A 23,162-nucleotide genomic window follows, 5' to 3' on the forward strand; every position below is an offset into this window, starting at 1 on the left:
GAGGACCCTCACGCCTCTGCCGCCGACTCCTCCTCGTCCACGCTCTCCACGGTCTTCTCCGGGACGAACCCCGGCAACCACTCCTCCAGTTCCTCCCGCAGCCGCACGGTCGCCCCCAGCTGGCACAGCACGCCGATGGTGCTCAAGGTCACCCGGTGGATCAGAAGGTAGGCCGGGGGCAGGTTGAGCTGCTTGCCCAGTTGGTGGGCGGGGGAGCGGGGGTCGGCGATGCGGGCCGCCTGGCTGCGCATCCAGCCGCGGGTGAAGGTGAACTCGTCGGCCTCGGCCGGTTCGATGATCGGCAGGAGGTAGTCGAGGACGGCGTCGGGGTCGAGCTCTATGGATTCCTTGACGAAGCCCTCGGAGCACAGAAGTTCGTAGACGGCCTCCGCCTCACCGTCGATCGTCATGCGCAGGGACCTGCCGATCGGGGTCGGCAGGCCGCCCGGAAGGCGGTCGACCGTGCCGAAGTCCAGGACGCCCAGGCGCCAGTCCTCCTCGCTGCCCGGGCCGCCGGGCAGCAGACGGAAGTTGCCCGGGTGCGGATCGGCGTGCAGCAGACCCGTGCGGGCGGGACCCGAGAAGAGGAAGCGGGCCAACAGCTGACCGGCGCGGTCGCGCTGCTCCTGCGTTCCGTCGGCGATCACCTCCGACAGCGGGACGCCGGCCATCCACTCGGTGACCAGGATCTGCTCGCACTGGTGGACCACACCGGGCACCGCCACATCCGGATCGTCCGCGAACTCCTCGGCGTGGACGCGCTGGGCCTGCGCCTCCAGGCCGTAGTCCAGCTCTTCCGAGACCCGGTCCCTGAGCTCCGTGATCAGGGGCTTGATGTCCACACCGGGGATGAGGGGACCCAACAGGCGGGCGAACCGGCTCAACTGGTTCAGGTCGGACAGCAGGGCCTCACCGGCGCCCGGGTACTGCACCTTGACCGCCACCTCGCGGCCATCGTGCCACACCCCATGGTGCACCTGGCCGATCGAGGCGGCCGCCGACGGCTTGTCCTCGAACTCGAGGAACAGCTCCTTCCAGTTCTCGCCGAGGCGCTCCGTCAGCACCGTGTGCACGGTGCGGGTCGGCATCGGGGGCGCCGCCTCCTGGAGCTTCGTCAGCGCCGCCCGGTAGGGGCCGGCGACCTCTTCGGGGAGCGCCGACTCGAACACCGAGAGGGCCTGGCCGAACTTCATCGCGCCGCCCTTGAGCTCGCCGAGCACCTTGAACAACTGCTCCGCCGTGCGCTGTTGCAGCTCGCGGCCGACCAGCTCCGCGGACTCGCCGACGATCCGCTTGCCGAGTCCCCAGGTCGCCCGTCCGGCGAAGCCGAGCGGGAGTGCGGCGAGCTTGGCGGTACGGGTGACCGCCTTGCGGGGAAGATCAGACATGCGCCCTCCAGGTGCCAGCCAGCCGCGCCGCGTCAGCCCTACGGCGTAACTCCATCGACGGTTGTTGCTCAGCCATTCTCTCGTGCCACTCCTCGCCCTCGGAGGGGTGTTCCCCCTTACTTTTCTCCGCTGCCCCACACGGGCATGCGGAATGTGCCCATACCGGGCGCGCATGCCAGGTGAGGGCAGGCAGCGAGACCTCCCAGCGCGCACCCGCGCTCGACGGAACCCGGCCGTCCAGGAAGGCGAGCGCGTGCGTGGCCGCCAGACCCGCGACTGTAGTGGCCAGCGCCAGGTCGCAGGGGCGGGGCCGGTGTGGCCCGCCGGAGCGCCACTGGGCGACCAGGCGGGGCCAGGTCTGGTCCCGGTCGACGCGTGCCTGGTGCAGACAGCCGGCGCACCCCGTCTCGCCGGGCAGCACGAGCGGACCCACCACTCCGGTTCCCTCCACGACCCCGGCGTACAGATGAGCTGTCCCGGAAGCGATCAGGGGCTCGGCGGCGGACGGCAGGGGCGCGTGCACGTCCACGTCGTCCCGTGGGGCGAGGATCACCAGGGACAGGCCGGTGTCGTGGCCGTCGGAGGCGGTGCGGGGGCCGCGGCGCGGCGGGCTGTCCGGGGCCGCCCGGCGCGCGGCCCGGCGCGCGGCCTCGTCTCTGCGGTCGCCGACGGACTCGGCGGGCAGTCCGCCCGGCGCGACATCCCCTGGCTCGACGCGGCCGACGTCACGCACCTCGACCTCGCCGACCCCGGCCCCCGACAGCAGCGAGGCCAGGACGGCACCCACCCGGCCCGCGCCTCTGACCTGGACCCGCAGCGAGCGGCGGGCGGCGAGCAGCCCGAGCGCCTCACCCGGCTCGGACGCGGTCAGCGACAGCGAGGCCAGATCGGGGCGCAACCGGTCAAGGACCTCCTTCTTCGTGCGCAGGGCCTCAGCGGCCGGTCCGCCTCCTCTCACGTCGTCGACGAGCCCGGCCTGCGCCAGCCGCTCCACCAGGGCGTCGACATGACCGTCGGGGAGGTTTATGCGGCGCCCCTCCTCCCGCAGAAGCGGCAACCCACGGGTGCCGTTGAGCAGGTCGAGGAAACTGCCCGTCGCCGTGTCCATCGGTCCGAGCGTCATCGCGTGCGCCGGAGTCATCCCGAACTGCACGGTGTTGAGGTCGCGCCAGCCGCGCCGGAGCGCCGGCTTCACGATCGGCACCATCGACTGCGCACTCGTCGACCGTGTACTCGTCTTCTGCGTCACCGTCCGCTGCATCACAGGCCCCCGTAGCCCTCGTGGAACGTCCCCGTTCGCCGGTCGTGGCCGGTCGGACGTCCGGTCGGACCTCCGTCGCGGCGTTGCCGACGAGTGCCGACGTGCTTCGCCGACGACTGCCAGCATGCCCCGGCGCGGCGCAGGGCGCCGAAAGTTGTCCACAGGCGGCGGGTATTCGTCATACAAGCCAGTCGTACGAATCGGTCGTACGAATCGGTCGTGCGAATCGGTCGTGTGAATCAAACGCATGTGGGGGATCGGAACCCAACCGTCCCGGAGTCGGGACTTCCCGTGTGCGCAGCGGGTAACGTCGGGGCGTGCCCGCCGACCCACTGCACCGCGCCGGAACGCCACAGCGCAGCACGACGAGCCAGCCGCCGAGCGGCTCGGGGGCGAGCGCGATCGAGGTCCGCAGGAGCGCCCGGCGACGCCGGACGGTCTCCGCGTACCGCGAGGGCGATCGCACCGTCGTACTCATCCCTGCTCGGATGTCGGAGGCCGAGGAGCAGCGCTGGGTGGGCGTCATGCTCGACAAGCTGGCCGCCCAGGAGAGCAAACGGGTCCTCGGGGACGCGGAGCTGGCCGAGCGTGCCGAGCGGCTCTCGGCCCAGTACTTCGACGGCCGGGCCCGACCCAATTCGGTGCGCTGGGTCACCAATCAGAACACGCGCTGGGGCTCGTGCACCCCTGCCGAGGGCAGCATCCGCCTTTCGCACCGCCTTCAGGGCATGCCCGAGTACGTCGTGGACTACGTCCTCCTGCACGAGCTCGCCCATCTGCTCGTGCCCGGACACGGGCCGCGCTTCTGGCGGCTGCTGGAGGCGTACCCGCGCACCGAGCGGGCCAGGGGCTACCTCGAGGGCGTGGTCGCCGCCGAGCGGCTTCCCCATGTGCCGGGGGCCCACGAAGAGTGACGCCCGCCCCGCGCGGTGCCCCACTCCGCGGCGTGGCCCGGGCGACACGGTCGAGATCGCGCCAGGCGGTCGGGACCGGGATTTTGTACCGGATCTGTACCGAGCTCCGTCGGTGTCCGAGTTTGCCGTTAGCCTGTCGCGACGCAGTCACTTTCGGGATGGGGGACGGTCGTTACGCATGGCCAGGGAATTCCAACGGGGCCACAAGGCCAAGATCAGCGACCTGACCGCGGGTACGGACCTGTACGTGGGTGTACAGATCTCCGGCCCCGGACTGACCTTCGACATCAGCTGCTTCGGTCTGGACGCCGACGAACGGCTTTCGGACGACCGGTACTTCGTCTTCTTCAACCAGCCGAAGTCACCCGAGGACTCCCTCCAGCTCCTGGGCTCACAGGCGGGTGACACCGAGTCCTTCCGGGTCACGCTCGATCAGATTCCGCCACAGATCCAGAAACTGTCATTCACGGCGACGATCGACGGTGCCGGCCAGATGTCACAGATCGCCCCCGGACACCTCCGGATCGTCGCCGGCGGCGAGGAGGTTGCCCGGTACTCCTTCGACGGCAGCGAGTTCTCCACCGAACGCGCCGTGATGCTGGGCGACTTCTACCTGAAGGACGTGTGGCGCTTCGCCGCGGTCGGCCAGGGCTTCGACGGCGGCCTGGAGGCCCTGCTGAGGAACTTCGGCGGCGAGGCCGCCGAGGAGGAGCCGGCGTCCGCGCCGGTCGCCCCTGAGCAGTCCCAGGCGCCGACGTTCGCACCGCCGCAGCCGGCCGCCCCGCCGCCGGTGCCGCCCGCGTTCGGCCCGCCCCCCGTACCCCCAGCCCCAGCCCCAGCCCCCGCGGCACCGGCCCCGCCGGCGCCCGCCCCGTCGGTCCACACGGCCCCGACGATCGTGGGAACCACCCCGCCGGGCGGAGTCGGCGCTCCTCCCGGCGTGCCGCCGCAGGCGCCCGGCGCGCCTCCGAGCCCGCAGATGTTCACGCCCCCCGGCGCGGGTCCGCAGATGTTCACGCCCCCCGGCGCCCCCGGAACCTTCCCCGGGCAGCAGCAGCCCTTCGGCGGCGCTACGCAGCTCGCGCCCGTGCCGCCCGAGGCGAACGTACGCGTCGTCCTGACGAAGTACGCGGAAGCGCCCGTGGGCGACCGCTGGACGGAGCAGAACCCGCAGCTCGTGCGGGCCACGCTCACCAAGGGCGCCGCCATCCTCGCAAAGCAGGGCAGCATGGTCGCCTACCAGGGCGACATCGACTTCGCCCACAAGGGCTCGGGTCTGCTCGGCAAGCTCACCGGAGCACTCACCGGCCAGGGCATGTCCCTGATGCGCTGCTCCGGCGATGGGGAGGTCTTCCTCGCCGACGAGGCCAGCCGTGTCTTCGTGATCCGGCTCCAGGGGGAGCAGCTCTACACCAGCGCGCAGGGTGTGCTCGCCTTCGACGAGGCCCTGGAGACCGAGGTTCGCCGGATCGAGGGCGCGGGGCTGCCGGGCGGCGGCCTGTTCAGCATGCTCTTCTCCGGCACCGGCGCGGTCGCCGTGAAGACCCGCGGCGTGCCGGTCGTCATCCCGGTCGGCCCGGCCACCTATGTCGACGGCAACGCCGTCATCGCCTGGTCCGCCGGTGCGCAGGCCGTCACCACGACCGCGCTCAGGCTGCGCCGCTCCGGATACTCCCGGCAGTCCACGGAGGCCGTGAACCTCCAGTTCCGCGGCGCCCCCGGCAACTTCGTCGTCGTACAGCCCTTCGAGGTGTGAGGCCCATGGACACCCAGACTCTCAGCGCGCACCGCGCCGCTTCGACCGGCGTCCGGATGAGTGTGCACAGCTCCAAGACGCTCAAGGTCACCATGGCCACCGGACACGATCTGCTGGCCAAGGCCGGCTCGATGATCGCCTACGACGGCTATGTGCAGTTCGACGGGCCGCCGGCCACCCTCCGTCGTTCGGCGGAGGAGATGGTCACCGGTGAGGGCGGCAGGCTGATGCTCTGCCGCGGTGACGGCGACCTCTACCTCGCTGACTACGGCGGCGACATCGTCGTCCTCCACCTCAACGGCGAGGCCCTCTCGGTCAACGGCGCCACACTGCTGGCCTGCGACGCCTCGCTGGAACTGACCGTCGAACCGGTCAAGGGGCTCGCCAAGCTGTCCGGCTCCGGCCTGACCAACCTGGTCGTGCGGGGCACCGGCTGGGTCGCGCTGGTAAGCCGGGGCGTTCCGATGGCCCTGGACTGCGCCGAACGGGAGACGTACGTCGACCCGGACGCGCTCATCGCCTGGACCACCGGCATGGACATGAAGGCCCGCCGCACGGTCAAGGCGAGCGCCCTGATCGGCAGGGGCAGCGGTGAGGCCTTCCAGGTCGGCTTCAAAGGGCAGGGCTTCGTGGTCGTCCAGCCGAGCGAGGACACCGGCGACCGATTCAAGATCCGGGGCTGAAGGGAGCACCAGGCACATCATGCACAGCACACTCTTCGCACACGTCCCGGTGGAGTCCACCGGCCGTTACACCCTGCAGAACCCGCAGCTCCTCAAGACCGACGTCACCCAGGGCAGCAGCGCCGTACTCGCGCGCCAAGGCGCCATGGTGGCCTTCGAGGGGCAGGTGGAGTTCGACAGCCAGTACCGCAACCGCAGCTGGCGCAACGTCGAGCGGATGACCGGTGAGCGCCTGGAACTCATGCGCTGCAAGGGCAACGGCGTCGTCTACCTCGCCAACCTGGCCCAGCACCTGCACATCATGGAGGTCGGTCGCGGTCTGACCGTCGACAGCGCCTACGTCCTCGCCTTCGACGGCTCCCTGGGCGTCGGGATCGTCGCGGTCGACAGTGCCGTCGAGATCGCCTCGGCAGGCGCCTACAACCTGGAGCTCTCCGGCTCCGGACAGGTCGTCCTCATGACCTCCGGGGAGCCGCTGGTGATGGAGGTGACCCCGGAGAAGAACATCTGCTGCGACGCGGACGCCGTGGTCGCCTGGTCCACGTCCCTGCGGACCCAGCTCCAGGCCCCCACCTCCACCTCCGCCGTGTGGCGTCGCCGAGGTTCCACCGGCGAGGGCTGGGAGATGCAGTTCTCCGGGACGGGACATGTCCTGGTGCAGCCCAGTGAGTTGCTTCCGCCGCAACATCTGCGCTCGTCGGGGATGCTCGGCCAGTTCGGGATGCGTGGGAACTCCCTCGGGGGCAGCAACAGCTGACACCGCCCGGTGACACCGCCCGGTGACACCGTCCGGGAAACAGACGTAAGGGGTGACCACCCAGGTCGGTCGCCCCTTACGCACGTCCGGAACACTCTCGGAACACTTGTTCAGAGTCGTGCGCGGGCGGCCTTCATGAGTCGTACGACCGACTCGTCCGCCACGGTCGCCACCTCGTCGTATCCGAACCAGCGCAGATCCAGGGACTCGTCGCTGATCACTTCGACGGCCTCCGACGGGGCGAGCGCGGCGTACTGGACGTCGAGGTGCCAGGCGCAGGGCGTGTGGTGGCGGTCCAGACGCACCGGGCCGCCGGGCAGCAGGCCCAGTCCGGCGATGCCCGACTCCTCGGTCCCCTCACGCAGGGCGGCGGCCGCCAGCGTGTCATCGGCTGGCTCGCAGTGGCCGCCCATCTGGAGCCACATGCGCAGCTTCCTGTGGAGCGTGAGCAGTACGCGGCCCTGCTCCGGGTCGATCACCAGGGCGCTTGCCGTGATGTGCCCGTCCTCGCAGGCCTTCCACATGCCGTCCGGGTGCTCTGCCAGGTGATCCAGATAGATCTGGCGCAGCTCTTTCTGGTCCTCGTAGTTCTTCAGCACGAGGACCGCGTCGTCGTACAGGCTCACTCGGTGTCGTCGCTCCTGTCCTTCTCCGTCCCCTTGTCCGCGTCCGTGTCCCCGTCCTTGGAGTCCTTCTTCTTGAGGTCGGGCTTGTCCGCCGCCTCGCCGAGCATCTTGTCCAGCTCGGAGAAGTCCAGTTGCTCGCGATGCACGAAGCCGTCCGGGTCGTCGAGGTCGGAGGCGGTCGGCAGCATGTCGGGGTGGGCCCACAGGGCGTCACGGCCGTCGACACCGCGTGCGTCGGTGAGCGAGGCCCACAGACGGGAGGCGTCCCGCAGGCGGCGGGGGCGCAGTTCCAGGCCGATCAGCGTGGCGAACGTCTGCTCGGCCGGGCCGCCCGAGGCGCGACGGCGGCGCAGGGTCTCGCGCAGCGCGTCGGCGGAGGAAAGGCGCGGCTTCGCGGCCGCGTGGACCACCGCGTCGACCCAGCCCTCGACGAGCGCGAGAGCTGTTTCCAGACGGGCCAGGGCCGCCTTCTGCTCGGGCGTGTCCTCCGGCTGGAACATGCCCTGCTGAAGGGCGTCCTGCAGCTGCTCGGGGTTCTGCGGGTCGAACTGGCCGACCACGTCCTCCAGCTTGGCGGTGTCGACCTTGATCCCGCGCGCGTAGCCGTCGACCGCGCCGAACAGGTGCGAACGCAGCCACGGCACATGAGCGAACAGGCGCTGGTGGGCTGCCTCACGCAGAGCGAGGTACAGGCGCACCTCCTCCTTCGACACGCCGAGGTCCTTGCCGAACGCGTCCATGTTCACCGGCAGCAGCGCGGCCTTGCCGGCCTGGCCGAGCGGCAGGCCGATGTCGGTGGAACCGACGACCTCGCCCGCGAGCACGCCGACCGCCTGCCCGATCTGCGTGCCGAACATGGCGCCGCCCATCGAGCGCATCATGCCGATCAGCGGGCCGGCCATGGCCTGCATCTCCTCCGGCAGGACGTCACCCATGGCGGCGCCGACGCGTTCGGCGACCGGGTCCACGAGCTCCTTCCACGCCGGCAGGGTCGCCTCGACCCACTCCGCGCGGCTCCACGCCACCGCGGAGGCCGCACCGGACGGCAGGGAGGTCGCGTCGTCCAGCCACAGGTCGGCCAGGCGGACGGCCTCCTGGACCGCATTGCGCTCGGCGGGGCCGACGCTCGCGTCCTTGGTGCCGTCGGCGGTGCCCTGGGAGACCGTCTGGCGGGCGATCTGCTTGGCCATGTCCCAGTTCACCGGGCCGCCCTCGTACGAGAGCATCTGGCCCAGCTGCTGGAAGGCGGCGCCCAGGTCGGTGGGGTTCAGCGAACCGAACATGGCAGCGAGCGGATTGTCCGCACCGGGGCCGCCAAAGCCTCCGACACCGGGCATCTCGCCGAAACCGAACGGGTTGGCCGGTCCCTGACCACCGCCGCTCTGCGGGTCCTTCTTCTTGCCCTCGTCGCCGTCGTCCGGCTCCTCCGGCGGAAGGCCGAATCCGAATGGGGTGTCACTCACGGAAATCCTCGGCTGGTAAGGCCACCGGTTCTCTCCGGCGGCGCGGCTTCCCGACAACACCACCCAGCGTAGACACCATGGGCGGTTCGGGCCTCGGTGCTTCGCCTACTGTCGGCCTGCGGCAGGATGGATGCCACCTGGTACGCACGCGTCACGCGCGTCCGTACTAAAGACAACCGCTGGAGACGCCCGGTGAGTTCCCCAGATCCGCAGGTTCGCGCAGCGCGAAACCACTCAGGCCCCCCGTCGCCCGACCGCCAGCCCTCAGTGACGGCGCTTCGCTCCGGCGTGTCGACCAGCGCGCGTGGGCCCGTCGTCGCGGTCACCGGCGCCGCGTCCGGCCTGGGCGCGCTGCTCACCGAGCGGCTCGTCGCGTCGGAGGAGATCAAGCAGGTCATCGCACTCGACGAGCGGCGCGGCGAGTGCGCCGCGGCGCAGTGGCACATCCTGGACGTGCGGGATCCGGCCATCGCGGAGAAGCTGCGCGGGGCCGACGTGGTGGTGCATCTGGCTCTCGATCTCGACCTGGAGACCGACTCCGCCGCCCGGACGGCGTACAACGTGCGAGGGACACAGACGGTTCTGACCGCGGCCGCGGCGGCGGGTGTCCATCGGGTCGTGCTGTGCACGTCCTCCATGGTCTACGGGGCTCTGCCGGACAACGAGCTGCCGTTGTCGGAGGACGCGGAGCTGCGGGCCACGGCGGAGGCGACCGGCGTGGGGGATCTGCTGGAGATCGAAAGGCTGGCCCGGAGAGCTCCTCGGGCGCATCCGGGGCTCAATGTCACCGTGGTGCGCCCGGCTGTGCTCGTCGGCGGCACCGACACCGCGCTGACCAGGTATTTCGAGTCGCCTCGACTGCTTGTCGTCGCCGGGTCGCGGCCTGCCTGGCAGTTCTGCCACGTCGAGGACCTGTGCAGCGCTCTGGAGTACGCCGTCCTGGAGAAGGCCGAAGGGGAGCTTGCCGTCGGGTGCGACGGCTGGCTGGAGCAGGAGGAGGTCGAGGAGCTCAGCGGGATCCGGCGGATGGAGCTGCCGTCGGCGGTCGCGCTGGGGGCGGCTGCTCGGCTGCATCGGATCGGCCTCACGCCGTCTCCGGCGGGGGATCTGGCGTACACGATGTACCCCTGGGTGGTGAGCGGAAGCCGGTTGCATGACGCGGGGTGGCGGCCGCAGTGGACCAACGAGGAAGTGCTCGCGGAGCTTCTCGAAGAGGTTTCCGGGAGGCATACGGTGGCCGGGCGGCGGCTGGGACGCAAGGACGCGACGGCGGCCGGGGCCGCGGGCGCGACGGTGGCGTTGTTGGGCGCGGCGGCTGTGGTGCGGCGGGCTCGGAAGGCTCGGCGGCGGATCTGAGAGGCGCGGAGCTCTTCCGGGCGCCTTGATCCGGTGTGGGCGTCGAGGTGGAAGGCTCCCCGCACCGAGGACGTGCCGTTCTCGGCGGGAACCTGCCGTTCAGCGGTAGCGGGTTCCGAACCGGCACGCGCGCGTGCCGGTTGACAGGGCTGTTCCCCGTTCTCGTCGGCGTGCGGCACGATGGGGGTATGGCACCCACACACGACCACCCAGGTGAGCAGGTCGCTCAGGATCCGATCAGGTTGCTCGCCATTCGGGAGACGGCACTCTCCCTGGACGAGGTCTTCCGGGCCGTCGGGGACGACGCCGCCGGGGGGACCGCGTTGTTCGTGGGGACCGTGCGGAACCACGACGGGGGCGCCGATGTCGAGGAGCTCGGGTATTCGTGCCATCCCAGTGCCGAGGCCGAAATGCGGCGGATCGCCGAGAAGGTCGTCGCGGAGTATCCGGTGCGGGCGCTCGCCGCGGTGCATCGGGTCGGGGACCTCGGGGTCGGGGACCTCGCCGTCGTCGTCGCCGTGTCCTGTCCGCACCGGGGCGAGGCCTTTGAGGCCTGTCGAAAGCTGATCGACGACCTCAAGCACGAAGTGCCCATCTGGAAGCATCAGAAGTTCTCCGACGGCACGGAGGAATGGGTCGGGGCCTGCTGACGTCGGCGCGACTGCTCCCGCGCGACCGCTCCCAGCCCAGCCCAGCCGCGACCGCTCCCAGCCCAGCCCAGCCCAGCCCCGCCGCAGCTGGTCTCAAGTTGGCGCGGCTCTCAGCCCCGCCGCAGCTGCTCTCAGCCTGGTGCGGCTCTCACCCCTCCGCCCGCAGTTGCTCTCAGCTCCCCGCCGCCGCTCTCACCCTTCACCCGCCTCCTCAGCCGTCGGCCGGCCTCTCACCCCAAGCGCACCCGCTGAAACCTCCCTCACTCTCCGGTTGCGTAACCGCACCCCTGGCGTGAGCGTTGTCCGTGTGGAGGGTTAATCTGCTGATCAGTCAGTTGTGGTGTTCAGGTGGGGTTGGAGGTCGGCATGGGGGCGCTCGTCTGGTTGCTGATTCCGCTGGTGGCCGCGATCGGCGCCGGCCTGTGGGGAAGTTGGGCCAACCGGACCCGCAAGGCCCGCAGTGACGGCCCCGAGCTGGACGGATATGCCCGGTTCCGGGCCGCCATGGAGAAGTCCCATCCCGGCCCATGACCCGGACGCGGCCCTGACGGTGCGCTGACAGGACCGTCCCGTACTGTCGTGCCATGCCACGCCGCACCGCGACGATGCTCGCCTCCACCCTGATGCTGGTCGCGCTCCTGTGCGCGGGAGTCTTCATCAATGTGCCGTATGCCGAGATGTCACCGGGGCCCACGGTGAACACTCTCGGGGAGCATGACGGCGAGCCGGTCCTGCAGATCTCCGGCCGGAAGACGTACGGGACGAGCGGGCATCTGAACATGACCACCGTCCGCGTCACCAGCGCCGACTACAAGATGAACCTCGTCGAGGCCGTCTACGGATGGCTCGCGCACGACAACAGGGTCGTGCCGCACGACACGCTCTACCCGGACGGCAAGACCGAGGAGCAGTCCACCCAGGAGAACGCAGAGGAGTTCAGCCAGTCCCAGGAGAGCGCCAAGGTCGCCGCCCTGAAAAAGCTGGACGTCCCGGTGCGGTCCTGGGTGATCGTCTCGACCGTCGTCAAGGACACCCCGGCCGAGGGCAGGCTGCACGCCGGCGACGTGATCAAGGCCGTCGATGGTACGGCGGTGAAGGAGCCGGCCGATGTCGCGAAGCTGGTGACCAAGCACAAGCCGGGGCAGAAGGTCGCCTTCACGATCGTGCCGGCCAAGGAGCAGGCCGCCGCCGAGAAGGCGAACAGGACGGCGACCAAGACGCAGGACGTGACCATCACGACCGCGACCTCCGACGACAGCGGTGGCAAGCGCGCCATCGTCGGGATCTCCGCGGGGACCGACCACACCTTCCCCTTCACCGTCGACATCAAGCTCGCCGACGTCGGCGGGCCGAGCGCCGGTCTGATGTTCGCTCTCGGCATCTACGACAAGCTCACCCCGGGCAGCCTCACCGGCGGCAGGTTCGTCGCCGGCACCGGCACCATCGACGACAACGGCAAGGTCGGCCCGATCGGCGGCATCGAGATGAAGACCGTCGGCGCGCGGGACAAGGGTGCCCAGTACTTCCTCACCCCCGCCGACAACTGCGCGGCCGCCGCGGACGACCCCCCCAAGGGGCTCACGCTCGTCAAGGTGAACACCATCGACGACGCCCTGGGCGCCCTGAAGGACATCCGCAGCGGTGACACCGCCGACCTGCCGAAGTGCACGACGAAGTAGCCCCCCGCTCCGCCAGGGCTACTCCTCGAAGGTCGCCGCCAGTGCCTCCGCCAGCCCCGGGACCAGGTCGGAACCCGTGAGGACCTCCGTCGGCGAGTCCTTCTCACGCAGTCGCAGGGCCGAATCGCGGGCGCCGTCGCGCAGCACCGCGACCGTCATCCGCACCTCCTGGCGATCCGGGTGCTCGGCCACCCACTGGGCGAGCTTCTTCTCGCTCAGGCCTTCGGGGACGGCCGCCTCCGCGGACGGCGGCAGCATCAGGCGCTCCACGGTGAGCGCGCAGCCGACCACCGCGTCGGGCCAGGCGATGGTGCCGAGGAACTCGTCGAGCGGCTTGCCCGTCGGCACCTCGTCCTGCTCGATGGGGGTGAGGCCGGTGGTCTGCTGTTCCGCTTCGAGGCCGAGCTGGGCCGCGAGGGCGGGTTCCTTGACCCGCAGTCGAGCGGTGTCTACGAGGGCGAAGAGGCGGGCGGGCTGGTCCCAGCCGAGGCCGGAGGCGTACTCGTCGATTTCGAGAACGGCCTGGGTCAGCGGGCTCGCCGCCATGGGAGTGTTGGACATGGTCACAATCCTCTCTCGTTCAGGGCCGGAATCGGGAACCGAGTAAAGCGTGAGTAAGTTGCATAGGTGGGGGGTCTACGATCACGTGGCCCACGGACGGCCCGTGACGACGCGGGTCTGATACACCAACGCGAACTTCGAGGTGCGCACCTTGGCTTTCCAGATGCCGGACCGCGGCGGAGGCCCGACGGGGCCACGGATCAGAGTGGGCCGCCCGTCCCGGCGGGTCCGTACCCTGCTCATGACGCTGGGCGTCCTTGCCGTGCTCGGCATGGCGTTCACCATGTTCGCGGGATTCTGGACTGACTGGCTCTGGTACCGGTCGGTGAACTACTCGTCCGTGTTCACGACGACTCTGTGGACCAAGATCGGGCTGTTCTTCGTCTTCGGTCTGCTGATGGCCCTCGCGGTCGGCTTCAACATCTGGCTCGCCCACCGTCTGCGTCCGCCGCTGAGCGCCATGTCGATGGAGCAGCAGAACCTCGACCGGTACCGGATGGGCATCGCACCGTACAAGAGGTGGCTGCTGCTCGGGATCATCTCCCTGGTGGGTCTGATCGCGGGTGCCTCCGCCTCCAGCCAGTGGCGGACCTGGTTGATGTGGGTCAACGGCGTGCCCTTCCACCAGAAGGACCCGCAGTTCCACCTCGATGTCTCCTTCTACGCCTTCGACCTGCCCTGGTACCGGTTCCTGCTCGGCTTCGGCTTCGCCGCCGTGATCCTCTCCGTGATCGCCGCCGCGCTCACCCACTATCTGTACGGCGGTCTGAGGGTCACCTCTCCGGGCGCGCGCGCCACGGCCACCGCGACCGGGCACCTGTCGGTGCTGCTGGGCATCTTCGTCGCCCTGAAGGCGGTCGCCTACTGGCTGGACCGGTACGGACTCGCGGTGAAGTCCAGCGACTTCAAGGCCACCGGCAACTGGACGGGCCTCAGGTACGTCGACGCCAACGCCTATCTGCCGGCCAAGACGATCCTGTTCTGCATCGCCGTCATCTGCGCGCTGCTGTTCTTCGCCACCCTGTGGAGGCGCACCTGGCAGCTGCCCGTCATCGGCTTCGGCCTGATGGTGCTCTCCGCGATCCTCATCGGCGGCCTGTACCCGGCGATCGTCCAGAAGTTCCAGGTCCAGCCGAACGAGCAGGCCAAGGAAGCGCCTTACGTCGAGAAGAACCTCACGGCGACACGTGCCGCGTACGGCATCGACGACGCCAAGGTCACCGAGTACGAGGGCAAGTCCAGCACCACGGACAAGACCAAGCTGCGGGACGACGCCGCCGACGCGGCCAGCATCCGCATCATGGACCCGAACATCGCCTCGCCGACGTTCCAGCAGCTCCAGCAGATGCGGAACTACTACGCCTTCCCGACCAACCTGGACGTCGACCGGTACAGCACCAAGGACGGCGCCGACCAGGACACGGTCATCGGTCTGCGGGAGCTGAACCTCAACGGCATCCCGAAGAACAACTGGATCAACGACCACTTCCGTTACACCCACGGCTACGGAGCGGTCGCCGCCAAGGGCACCGAGGCCGACTCCCAGGGGCGCCCGGTCTTCACCGAGTACGACCTGCCGTCCAAGGGCGACCTCGGGACGTATCAGCAGCGGATCTACTACGGCGAGAAGACCAACGCGTACTCGATCGTCGGCGGTCCCCAGAAGGAGATCGACTACTCCGACGACACCGGTGAGAAGACCTTCAGCTACTCGGGCAAGAGCGGGGTCAACCTCTCCAACCCGATCAACCGGGCCGCGTACGCGGTGGCGTTCAACGAGCCGCAGATCCTCTACTCCGGTGCCATCGGCGAGGGTTCGCGGATCCTGTACAACCGCACCCCGAAGGAGCGCGTCGAGGCGGTCGCCCCATGGCTGACCATCGACGGGGACGCCTACCCGGCGGTGGTGAACCACCGCATAGAGTGGATCGTGGACGCGTACACGACCACCAACGGATATCCGTACGCCTCGCGCACGACCCTGGGTGACACGACGGCCGACTCGCTGACCGCGACCAACAACTCGCGCGCGGTGGTGGCCCAGCAGAACCAGGTCAACTACATCCGCAACTCGGTGAAGGCGACCGTCGACGCCTACACCGGCGAGGTCAAGCTCTACCAGTGGGACACCAAGGACCCGGTCCTGAAGACCTGGATGAAGGCGTTCCCGGGCACGGTCGAGTCCAAGGCAGACATCTCCGACGACCTCATGGCCCATCTGCGGTACCCGCAGGACCTGTTCAAGGTCCAGCGCGAGCTGCTCAGCCGCTACCACGTCGAGGACGCGCAGACGTTCCTCAGCGGCAGCGAGGTGTGGCAGGTGCCGGACGACCCGACCAACAAGTCGGGCAACGCGGTGCCGCCGTACTACCTGAGCATGAAGATGCCCGACCAGTCCTCGCAGGTGTTCTCGCTGACGACGACGTTCACGCCCAACGGCCGGGACAACCTCAGTGCGTTCATGTCGGTCGACGCGGAGGCGGGCACCAGAGACTACGGCAAGATCAGAATCCTGAAACTGCCGACGAACACCACCGTCAACGGGCCCAAACAGGTGCAGAGCCAGTTCAACTCCGAACAGGACATCGCCGAGACCATCAGCCTGCTCAACCGCGGTGACTCCACCGTCGAGTACGGCAACCTGCTGGCGGTGCCCCTCGACGGCGAACTGCTGTACGTGGAACCGGTCTACGTCCGTGGTGGCGGCCTGAAGTATCCACTGCTGCGGAAGGTGCTGGTGACCTACGGCGGCAACACCGCCTTCGAAAACACCCTGGGCGCGGCGCTCAACAAGGTCTTCGGAGCCGACGGTTCGACCACCGAGCCGCCACCGGGTCAGGGTGACACGACCAATCCGCCACCGACGTCCACCAACCCCACGGTCCAGGACGCGTTGAACGACGCCCAGAAGGCCTTTGACGCCGGTCAGGAAGCGCTGAACAAGCAGCCGAGCGACTGGGAGGCGTACGGCAGGGCACAGAAGGACCTGGAGGCGGCGCTGAAGCGGGCCGAGCAGGCCCAGTCCGACGCCGGCAAGAGCGGCGGCAGCAGCGCCAAGCCCCGTAGCAGCGCGAGTCCGACCAGCAGTCCCAGCGGCGCCAAGCCCAGGAGCAGCCCGAGTCCGACCAGCAGCCCCAGCGGCTGATCAAGAGACCACCCCGCGCCGTGGTACGGTTGCAGAACAACGGCGCGGGGTGGAGCAGCTCGGTAGCTCGCTGGGCTCATAACCCAGAGGTCGCAGGTTCAAATCCTGTCCCCGCTACTGAAGTCGACGACGTGAGTCGTTCGCCTGTGAAGGCCCGGATTCTGACAAGGATCCGGGCCTTCGTGGTGTGCGAACGCATGTGTCGACAGCAAGACGGCCGTGCCGCCGGGCGAGTTGGCGGGATCCGTGTTTGACTTGTCTCTCTGTGGGCAAGTCGACAAAACGCTGTAGTGACCTCAATGGCTGCGGTATACCAGGTGTACCCAGGTTGCAGGTGGTGCGACGATGGACGTTATGGGGGACAAGGCAACTCTGTTCGAGACAGGGCGTTTTGTGCAACCTTCCGGGCAGGACCAGGCCGGGGAGGCGGCTGAGGATGCTGCCGAGGAGATGCGCCGGAGACTCGCCGCCGAAGCCGGCGACGTCGAGGCGATGAGCGTCCTCGGGGCCATGCTGCTGCGCCGCGGAGATTTCGACGGAGCCGAACCCCATCTGCGTGCCGCCACCGCGGCCGGCGACCGGGCCGCCGCCAACAACCTGGGAGTCCTTCTTCACCAGCGCGGGTACGCCGAGGACGCCGCGGGATGGTGGCGGATCGCGGCTGTCGCCGGATCCGCCGCTGCCGCGCACGCGCTGGGCCGGTACCACCGTGAGCGGGGCGACGAGCCCGCCGCGGAGTACTGGCTGCGCCAGTCCGCCGAGCAGGGGCACGCGCTCGGGGCGTACGCGCTCGCCGATCTGCTGGAACACCGCGGGGACGCCGGGGCCGAGCGGTGGATGCGGTCCGCTGCCGAGCGGGGGCATCGGGAGGCCGCGTACCGGCTGGCCCGCGCGCTCGATCGCAGAGCCCCGCATGAGGGACACGAGGGGCGTCAGGAGCGTGCGGGGGAGACCGGGGGCGACAACGGTGTCGCCGCGACGGACGAGGCCGAGCAGTGGTACCGGCAGGCCGCCGCACGCGGACACCGGCGGGGCGCGCTGCACCTCGGGGCGATCCTGGAGAGGCGCGGTGAGCTCAAGGAGGCCGGGCGCTGGTACCTGACGTCCGCCAAGGACGGCGAGGCGCGGGCCGCCTGCGCCCTCGGGTTCCTGCTGCGGGACGCGGGTGACACGGAGAGCGCGGCTGTGTGGTGGCTGCGGGCCGCGCAGGACGGCGACGGCAACGCGGCGAACGCGCTGGGCGCGCTGCACGCCGAGCGGGGTGAGCAGCAGACCGCCGAGCGGTGGTACCGGGCCGCGATGGACGCCGGCGACGACAACGGGGCGTACAACCTCGGGCTGCTCTGTGTCGCGCAGGGGCGGACCGCGCAGGCCGAGCAGTGGTATCGGCGGGCGGCGTACGCCGGCCACCGGGAGGCGGCGAACGCGCTGGCGATCCTGCTGTTGCAGGGCGGAGACACCGCTGGGGCCGAGCCGTGGTTCTCCAAGGCCGCGGAGGCCGGGAGCGTGGACGCCGCGTTCAACCTGGGGATCCTGTTCGCCGGGCGGGGCGAGGAGTCGGCCGCGCTGCGGTGGTACGAGCGGGCGGCCGCCGCCGGGCACACCGAGGCGGCGTTGCAGGTCGGGATCGCGCGGCTGCGGGACGGGGACGAGCGGGAGGCCGAGCGGCATCTGCGGTGCGCGGCGGGGCGGGGGAGCGCTGAGGCCGCGTACCGGTTGGCCACGGTGCTGGACGCGCGGCGGCCACCGGAGCCAGAGCATGAGCTGGGTGAGTCGGTGCACGAGAAGAGCGAGTGCGAGGAGTGGTACGAGCGAGCGGCGTCGCAGGGGCATCGGCGGGCGCAAGTACGTGTCGGGATGCTGGCGGCGGCTCGGGGGGACGTGGTCGAGGCGGCTCGGTGGTACCGGGAGGCGGCCGAGGCCGGATCCCGGAACGGGGCGTTCAATCTGGGGCTGCTGCTGGCCCGGGAGGGGAGCGAGCCCGAGGCGGCGGTGTGGTGGAAGCGGGCAGCTGACGCCGGGCACGGGCGGGCGGCGTTGCGGCTGGCCCTTGTCTACGCGCGTCGTGGAGAGCTGGCGGAGGGCCAGCGGTGGGCGGATCGGGCGGTGTCGCTCGGGCCGGGGGAGGTTGCGGAGCGGGCGGCTCGGTTGCGGGATGCGCTGCGGCAGGAGCTGTCGGCGTGAGGCGCCGCCATGTACGTCGGCCTGGCGCCGTCACAGACGTCGGCCTGGAGGTGTCATGGGCGTCGGCGTGGCGCCGCCATGGACGTCGCCGTGGCGCCGCCATGGACGCCGGCGTGGACGTCGGCGTGGCGCCGCCATGGACGCCGGCGTGGTGGCCCGTCGAGGTGTGTCGGCCTGGAGGTGTCATGGACGTCGGCCTGACGCCCCCGTGGACGCCGCCCCGGAGGTGCGCGCCGGAGTGGATGGGGGCCGGTCGACGTTGGTGACCGGGTGGATGGCCGGGGTGGACGCGGGTCCGGCCGGCGTTGGTGGCCGGGGTTCACGGGGGTCCGGCCTGTGCTGGTGGCCGCGACGCCTATCGATTTGCCTCTGTGCGCGCCCTTGACGTAGTGTTCCATTCATCGCCGCGGGGTGGAGCAGCTCGGTAGCTCGCTGGGCTCATAACCCAGAGGTCGCAGGTTCAAATCCTGTCCCCGCTACTGAAGGCCGAGGGCCGGAATCCGAAAGGGTTCCGGCCCTCGGTCGTTAGCCCCGGTGACCCACCGCCTCCTCGTACAGCGATCTGTTCACCGTGTCCGGTTCCGGGATGGCGTCGCCCTCCGTCACCCCCTGGGTGCGGTACGCCGCCTGGAGGCGGTCGGTCGTGCCGGCGCGGATCTCCCAGTCCATGTGGAGGGACGGGGTGGAGCGGAGGATCGCCTCATCCGTCCCCAGCAGTCCCGCCAGGTACGTGACGAACGCCGCGTTCTTCTTGTAGTCGGACGCGAAGTACGTGTTGACCGTGCGGATGTACGCCCGCAGCAGCGCCACTCCCGCGTCCACGTCGTCGTTCAGCAGGCTCGGGCCGTACAGCATGCCGCCCAGGGGTTCACCGAGGGGCTGGCCGCCGAGGAAGGCGTAGTCGGGCCTGTCGGCGACGCGGCGCCAGACCGGGTCGAGGAGCCAGGCCGAGTCGACGCCTCCGTTCTGCAGCGCCGTGAGGACGTCGGCCGAGCCCAGCTGCTGGTACTGGATCTTGTCGAGGCCTCCGCCGTGCTTCCGCAGCGCCTTCTCCATGGGATACGCGATCACCGAGCCCTTGCCGATCATCGTGCCCATCTTCCGTCCCGCCATCGCCACCCGGCCCGCACTCTCGCTCTCCTTCAGCCGCACCCACAGGCCGCTCTTCGACTCCGGGTCGGGGGAGAAGTTCCCCGCCACCCACCTGATGTCGAAGCCGCCCCGGACGCCGTTCATGACCGCCGCCTCCGGAGCCGCCCACAGCGCGTCCAGGTCCCCCTTGGCCAGCAGCGGGAGGGCGTCGGGGGTCGGCAGGACCTTCAGGGTGACGTCCAGGCCCTCCTTCTGGAACTCGCCCTTGTCGAGGGCCACCTGGAGGGGAGCCGCGTACTCGGCGCTCAGTGTTCCCGTCGCGATCGTCAGCTTCCGGGGTTGCGGCAAGGGGTGCGGGGCGGGCGCTCCGGGGCGGCAGCGGGCCGGGGAGCGGGTGGGGGAGAGGCCCGTCGGGTTCGTCCAGGACGTGTCGCCGCAGCCCTCCACCGGGCGGATCGTGCGGGTCCCCAGGTCCGCCTTGGGTTCCGAGTGCCCCGACGACGATGAGGAACAGGCCGCCGACGTCAGCAGCACTCCGACTGCGAGCACGGCGCCGTACGCGGATCTCCTCATGACTGCCCCCGTCCTCGGTCCCTCGGTGCCCATGGAGTGAGCAACCGGCCCACCAGGCGGATCAGTTCGGAGAAGAGCACGCCCAGCACGGCCACACAGACGATGCCGACGAACATCACGTCGTTCTGGAAGAGCGCACGCGAGTCGAAGATCAGGTGACCCAGACCGTTCGTCGCGGCTATCTGCTCCGAGGCGACGATCACCAGCACCGCCACGCCCGCTGCTATCCGGGCGCCGACCAGGACCTGCGGCAACGAGGCGGGCAGGAGGACGTGGCGGAACATCTGCCACGGTGAGGCGCCGAAGACCCGGCCCGCGTCGCGGTGGCCGGTCGGGACGGCGATCACCGCCGACATGGTCGAGATCCAGACGAAGAAGAACACCGTCGCCGCCACCAGGGCCACCTGGGGGCCCTCGCCCAGGCCGAACATGTTGAGGAAGACCGGGAGCAGGGCCAGTTTCGGTACGACGTACAGGGCGTCCAGGAGCGGTTCGAGGGCGGCCCGGACCAGGGGGAGGGAGCCCATCAGGAGGCCCAGCGCGTAGCCCGCCGCGGTGCCTGCCGTGTAGCCGGCCAGGACGCGTTTCAGGGTGGCCCACACGTCCGGCCACAGGTCGCCGGCCGCCGCCCGGTCCCAGCCGTCGGCCAGGATCGTGGACGGGGCCGGGTAGACGCGCTCGTCGATCCAGGCCTGGGACGCCGCCAGCTGCCAGAGGAGGATCAGCAGGAGGGGAACGGCCACGGCGAGCGACAGTTCCAGGGCGCGTCGGCGGCGGTGGGTGCGTACGGGGTGGAGTTCCCTGGGGCCCGGGCGGCGGACCAGGAGGGATTCGGTGGAGGGCTTGGTGACCGTCGTCATGCCGGCACCGCCTCCTTCCGCAGGAGGTTCCACAGCTCGCTCTTGAGGGTCGTGAACTCCGGCGCGGAGCGGATGTCGCCGGTGCGCGGGCGCGGGAACGGTGGGCGGTGTTCGGCGATGATCCGGCCCGGGCGGGCGGACATCACCAGCACCCGGTCGCCGAGCACGATCGCCTCCTCCAGGCTGTGGGTGACGAAGAGGGTGGTGGTGCGGGTGGTCTGGGTGAGCTCCAGCAGCTCTTCCTGGAGGATCATGCGGAGTTGGGCGTCCAGGGCGGCGAACGGCTCATCCATGAGGAGGAGTTCGGGTTCGACGGCGAGCGCGCGGGCGATCGCCACCCGCTGGCGCATACCGCCGGAGAGGGTCGCCGGGTAGGCCTGGGCGAAGTCGGCGAGACCGATACGGGCCACCCAGGCGTCGGCACGGGCGTTCGCCTCGCGGCGCGGAACACGCTGGATGTCCAGGCCGAAGCGGACGTTGGCGCGGACCGTCTTCCAGTCGTAGATGCCGTAGTCCTGGAAGATCATGGCCGCGGGGCGGGGACCGGTGGTACGGATCTCCAGGCGGCCGGTGCTCGGGCGGAGCAGCCCCGCGGCGATCCGCAGGAACGTGGACTTGCCGCAGCCGGAGGGGCCGACCAGGCAGACGAACTCGCCGGGAGCGACGGTGAGGTCGAGGGGGCCCAGGGCCTCGACGGCTCGGGGCGGACGGCCGAAGGCGCGGGTCAGTTCGGTGGCGTGGAGTTTCTCGGTGGCGTGGAGTTCTGGGTGCGGATCTCCCACGGCTGCTCCTTGCGGAGTTCGGTACGGAGGCAGGGGTGCCGCACGACGATATGACGACCCGTCAGATACCGGAAGCCCGCGGGCAGGACAAAGCCCCGGCACTCACCGGTGCCGGGGGCCTTTTTTCGAAGCGGGGAGGTGAGCGGGGAGGTGCTACGCCGCCGCGCAGTTCGGGCACACGCCCCGGTACGTCACCTCGACGCCCGAGACGGTGAAGCCGAAGCGCTCCGCGTCGGGGAGGTCGCTCAGCGGGTTGCCGGTGGGGTGTACGTCCTTGATGGCGCCGCACTGGGCGCAGACCAGGTGGTGGTGCGGCCGGTGCGCGTTCGGGTCGTACCGCTTGGCGCGCTTGTCGGTGGCGACCTCGAGCACCTCACCGAGGGAAACCAGCTCGCCGAGGGTGTTGTAGACGGTCGCGCGGGAGATCTCGGGCAGCTTGGCGACAGCCCTGGCGTGGACCTCGTCGGCCGTCAGGTGGACGTGTTCGCCGTCGAGGACCTCGGCCACGACGCGCCGCTGCGCGGTCATCCGCCATCCGCGTCCGCGTAGCCGTCCCAGAAGGTCACTCATACAGACCAGCCTAACAGTAAGGAGGACCAGGTTCCGAACAGGTGTGAAATTGGATCTCTTTTTGACCTGGATATTGTCTAATGTGAGAGGGGATTCGGCAATGCTCGGGCCTGCTGTCGGGCGGGAGCTCGGGTGGGAGCCCAGCAGCGGATGATGTCGCGGACCGAGACGAGGCCGACGGGCTCGTCCCGGTCGAGGACGATCAGGTGACGGAAGCCTCCGTGCGCCATGGCGCTGGCCGCCTCGTCCAGGGTCCAGGCCGGGGCGGCGAAGACGACGTCGGTGGTGGTGTGGGCGTGGACGTGCTCCGTGTCCGGGTTCTGGCCGAGGCCGACCGAGTTGAGCACGTCGCGTTCGGTGAGGATGCCGATGCCGCCGGCGTCCGGATCGAGGATGATCGCGGCGCCGACGCGGCGGGCGGACATCAGGGTGGCGGCTTGGCGGAGAGTGTGGGCGGGGCCGACGGTGAGGACCACCGTGCTCATGGCGTCGCGGACGAGCATGGGCGTGAGTCACCTCCTGGGAATCACCGGGATGATGCGGCGATTCACAAGTTCACAAGTGGGGGTGCCCTCAGAGTGACAGGTAAAGTGGAGGTCAACAAGAGGGCGCACGCGGCCAATTGGGGGCGCGCACGCTCACCTGTGCTTCTCAGATGAGGTGCTTCTCAGCCTCGATCCACCGCGCGGTAGTTGGTCTGTGGATGACGAAATGAGAAGAGGTGCCCGCTGACCTGGGATGATGGGAGTTCCTACGCCCTCATCAGCCCCACGAAGCAAGGCACCTCTGAAGTGAGAGTCTCCCACGGCCCGGCGACCTTGTTCGCCGCGTTCGACGACCCGGACCTGATCGCGCATGCCGG

The 23,162-nt window shown here is 70.0% G+C and carries 21 protein-coding genes and 2 tRNA genes; 12 read left to right on the forward strand and 11 right to left on the reverse strand.

Features of this window, described 5'->3' with window-relative positions:
- Positions 1–8 precede the first annotated feature (8 nt).
- Both M2271_RS29960 and M2271_RS29965 read right to left on the reverse strand, forming a co-directional pair.
- A complete protein-coding gene (locus M2271_RS29960; RefSeq protein ID WP_280890503.1) occupies positions 9–1,388 on the reverse strand; it encodes an AarF/ABC1/UbiB kinase family protein in 1,380 nt (459 codons plus the stop codon).
- Positions 1,381–2,595, reverse strand: coding sequence for a TOMM precursor leader peptide-binding protein (locus M2271_RS29965; protein WP_280890532.1), 1,215 nt, complete (start codon positions 2,593–2,595; stop codon positions 1,381–1,383). Before M2271_RS29965 ends, M2271_RS29960 begins: the two co-directional genes overlap by 8 nt.
- 371 nt (positions 2,596–2,966) lie before the next feature.
- Between M2271_RS29965 and M2271_RS29970 the strand changes: the two genes are divergently transcribed.
- From M2271_RS29970 to M2271_RS29985, 4 genes are all read left to right on the forward strand, one after another.
- Positions 2,967–3,563, forward strand: coding sequence for a M48 family metallopeptidase (locus tag M2271_RS29970; protein WP_280890504.1), 597 nt, complete (start codon positions 2,967–2,969; stop codon positions 3,561–3,563).
- Positions 3,564–3,741: 178 nt separating this feature from the next.
- Positions 3,742–5,319 carry a TerD family protein gene (locus tag M2271_RS29975; RefSeq protein ID WP_280890505.1) on the forward strand — a complete coding sequence of 526 codons (1,578 nt, stop codon included), beginning with the start codon at positions 3,742–3,744 and terminating at the stop codon, positions 5,317–5,319.
- 5 nt (positions 5,320–5,324) lie between these two features.
- Positions 5,325–6,002 carry an AIM24 family protein gene (locus tag M2271_RS29980; RefSeq protein ID WP_280890506.1) on the forward strand — a complete coding sequence of 226 codons (678 nt, stop codon included), beginning with the start codon at positions 5,325–5,327 and terminating at the stop codon, positions 6,000–6,002.
- A 19-nt stretch (positions 6,003–6,021) separates the two neighbouring features.
- The gene (locus M2271_RS29985; protein ID WP_280890507.1) at positions 6,022–6,759 is read left to right on the forward strand and encodes an AIM24 family protein; all 738 of its coding nucleotides are present in this window, start codon (positions 6,022–6,024) and stop codon (positions 6,757–6,759) included.
- A 110-nt stretch (positions 6,760–6,869) separates the two neighbouring features.
- Here M2271_RS29985 and M2271_RS29990 read toward each other — a convergent pair whose 3' ends face one another.
- Together M2271_RS29990 and M2271_RS29995 are read right to left on the reverse strand one after the other, a co-directional pair.
- Positions 6,870–7,385: an NUDIX domain-containing protein gene (locus M2271_RS29990; protein WP_280890508.1), complete on the reverse strand. Its 516-nt coding sequence runs from the start codon at positions 7,383–7,385 to the stop codon at positions 6,870–6,872.
- The gene (locus M2271_RS29995; protein WP_280890509.1) at positions 7,382–8,848 is read right to left on the reverse strand and encodes a zinc-dependent metalloprotease; all 1,467 of its coding nucleotides are present in this window, start codon (positions 8,846–8,848) and stop codon (positions 7,382–7,384) included. The genes M2271_RS29990 and M2271_RS29995 overlap by 4 nt, the downstream gene beginning before the upstream one ends.
- Positions 8,849–9,040: 192 nt before the next feature.
- On the opposite strand from M2271_RS29995, the gene M2271_RS30000 reads away from it, so the two are divergent.
- From M2271_RS30000 to M2271_RS30015, 4 genes are all read left to right on the forward strand, one after another.
- Positions 9,041–10,204, forward strand: a complete 1,164-nt coding sequence (locus M2271_RS30000) for an SDR family oxidoreductase (RefSeq protein WP_280890510.1) — start codon at positions 9,041–9,043, stop codon at positions 10,202–10,204.
- Positions 10,205–10,392: 188 nt separating this feature from the next.
- Positions 10,393–10,854, forward strand: coding sequence for a molybdenum cofactor biosynthesis protein MoaE (locus M2271_RS30005; protein ID WP_280890513.1), 462 nt, complete (start codon positions 10,393–10,395; stop codon positions 10,852–10,854).
- Positions 10,855–11,220: 366 nt separating this feature from the next.
- A complete protein-coding gene (locus M2271_RS30010) occupies positions 11,221–11,385 on the forward strand; it encodes a hypothetical protein (RefSeq protein ID WP_280890514.1) in 165 nt (54 codons plus the stop codon).
- 53 nt (positions 11,386–11,438) lie between these two features.
- A complete protein-coding gene (locus tag M2271_RS30015) occupies positions 11,439–12,533 on the forward strand; it encodes a PDZ domain-containing protein (RefSeq protein WP_280890515.1) in 1,095 nt (364 codons plus the stop codon).
- An 18-nt stretch (positions 12,534–12,551) separates the two neighbouring features.
- Here the strand turns inward: M2271_RS30015 and M2271_RS30020 are convergent, their stop codons facing one another.
- Both M2271_RS30020 and M2271_RS30025 read right to left on the reverse strand, forming a co-directional pair.
- Entirely contained in the window at positions 12,552–13,094 is a 543-nt protein-coding gene (locus tag M2271_RS30020) for a PPA1309 family protein (protein ID WP_280890516.1), read from the reverse strand.
- Between the two features lie 81 nt (positions 13,095–13,175).
- Positions 13,176–13,337 (reverse strand): hypothetical protein, encoded by a 162-nt coding sequence (locus M2271_RS30025; protein ID WP_280890517.1) that lies wholly within the window; start codon positions 13,335–13,337, stop codon positions 13,176–13,178.
- Here M2271_RS30025 and M2271_RS30030 point away from each other — a divergent pair.
- The 4 genes from M2271_RS30030 (at position 13,336) to M2271_RS30045 (ending at position 18,902) form a co-directional block, all read left to right on the forward strand.
- Positions 13,336–16,239, forward strand: coding sequence for a UPF0182 family protein (locus M2271_RS30030; protein WP_280890518.1), 2,904 nt, complete (start codon positions 13,336–13,338; stop codon positions 16,237–16,239). The genes M2271_RS30025 and M2271_RS30030 overlap by 2 nt on opposite strands.
- 43 nt (positions 16,240–16,282) lie before the next feature.
- Positions 16,283–16,356 (forward strand) — tRNA-Met (locus M2271_RS30035).
- A 228-nt stretch (positions 16,357–16,584) separates the two neighbouring features.
- Positions 16,585–18,423, forward strand: coding sequence for a tetratricopeptide repeat protein (locus tag M2271_RS30040; protein WP_280890519.1), 1,839 nt, complete (start codon positions 16,585–16,587; stop codon positions 18,421–18,423).
- Positions 18,424–18,828: 405 nt separating this feature from the next.
- Positions 18,829–18,902, forward strand: a tRNA-Met gene (locus M2271_RS30045).
- Positions 18,903–18,948: 46 nt separating this feature from the next.
- Here the strand turns inward: M2271_RS30045 and M2271_RS30050 are convergent.
- The 5 genes from M2271_RS30050 to M2271_RS30070 form a co-directional block, all read right to left on the reverse strand.
- Positions 18,949–20,088, reverse strand: a complete 1,140-nt coding sequence (locus M2271_RS30050; RefSeq protein WP_280890520.1) for an ABC transporter substrate-binding protein — start codon at positions 20,086–20,088, stop codon at positions 18,949–18,951.
- The gene (locus tag M2271_RS30055; RefSeq protein WP_280890522.1) at positions 20,085–20,948 is read right to left on the reverse strand and encodes an ABC transporter permease; all 864 of its coding nucleotides are present in this window, start codon (positions 20,946–20,948) and stop codon (positions 20,085–20,087) included. The genes M2271_RS30050 and M2271_RS30055 overlap by 4 nt, the downstream gene beginning before the upstream one ends.
- The gene (locus M2271_RS30060; protein ID WP_280890523.1) at positions 20,945–21,730 is read right to left on the reverse strand and encodes an ABC transporter ATP-binding protein; all 786 of its coding nucleotides are present in this window, start codon (positions 21,728–21,730) and stop codon (positions 20,945–20,947) included. Before M2271_RS30060 ends, M2271_RS30055 begins: the two co-directional genes overlap by 4 nt.
- A gap of 153 nt (positions 21,731–21,883) precedes the next feature.
- Positions 21,884–22,300 carry a Fur family transcriptional regulator gene (locus M2271_RS30065; protein WP_280890524.1) on the reverse strand — a complete coding sequence of 139 codons (417 nt, stop codon included), beginning with the start codon at positions 22,298–22,300 and terminating at the stop codon, positions 21,884–21,886.
- 77 nt (positions 22,301–22,377) lie between these two features.
- Positions 22,378–22,803 carry a CBS domain-containing protein gene (locus M2271_RS30070; RefSeq protein ID WP_280890526.1) on the reverse strand — a complete coding sequence of 142 codons (426 nt, stop codon included), beginning with the start codon at positions 22,801–22,803 and terminating at the stop codon, positions 22,378–22,380.
- Positions 22,804–23,162 lie beyond the last annotated feature (359 nt).

The organism is Streptomyces sp. LBL (assembly GCF_029893585.1).
GTDB lineage: Bacteria > Actinomycetota > Actinomycetes > Streptomycetales > Streptomycetaceae > Streptomyces.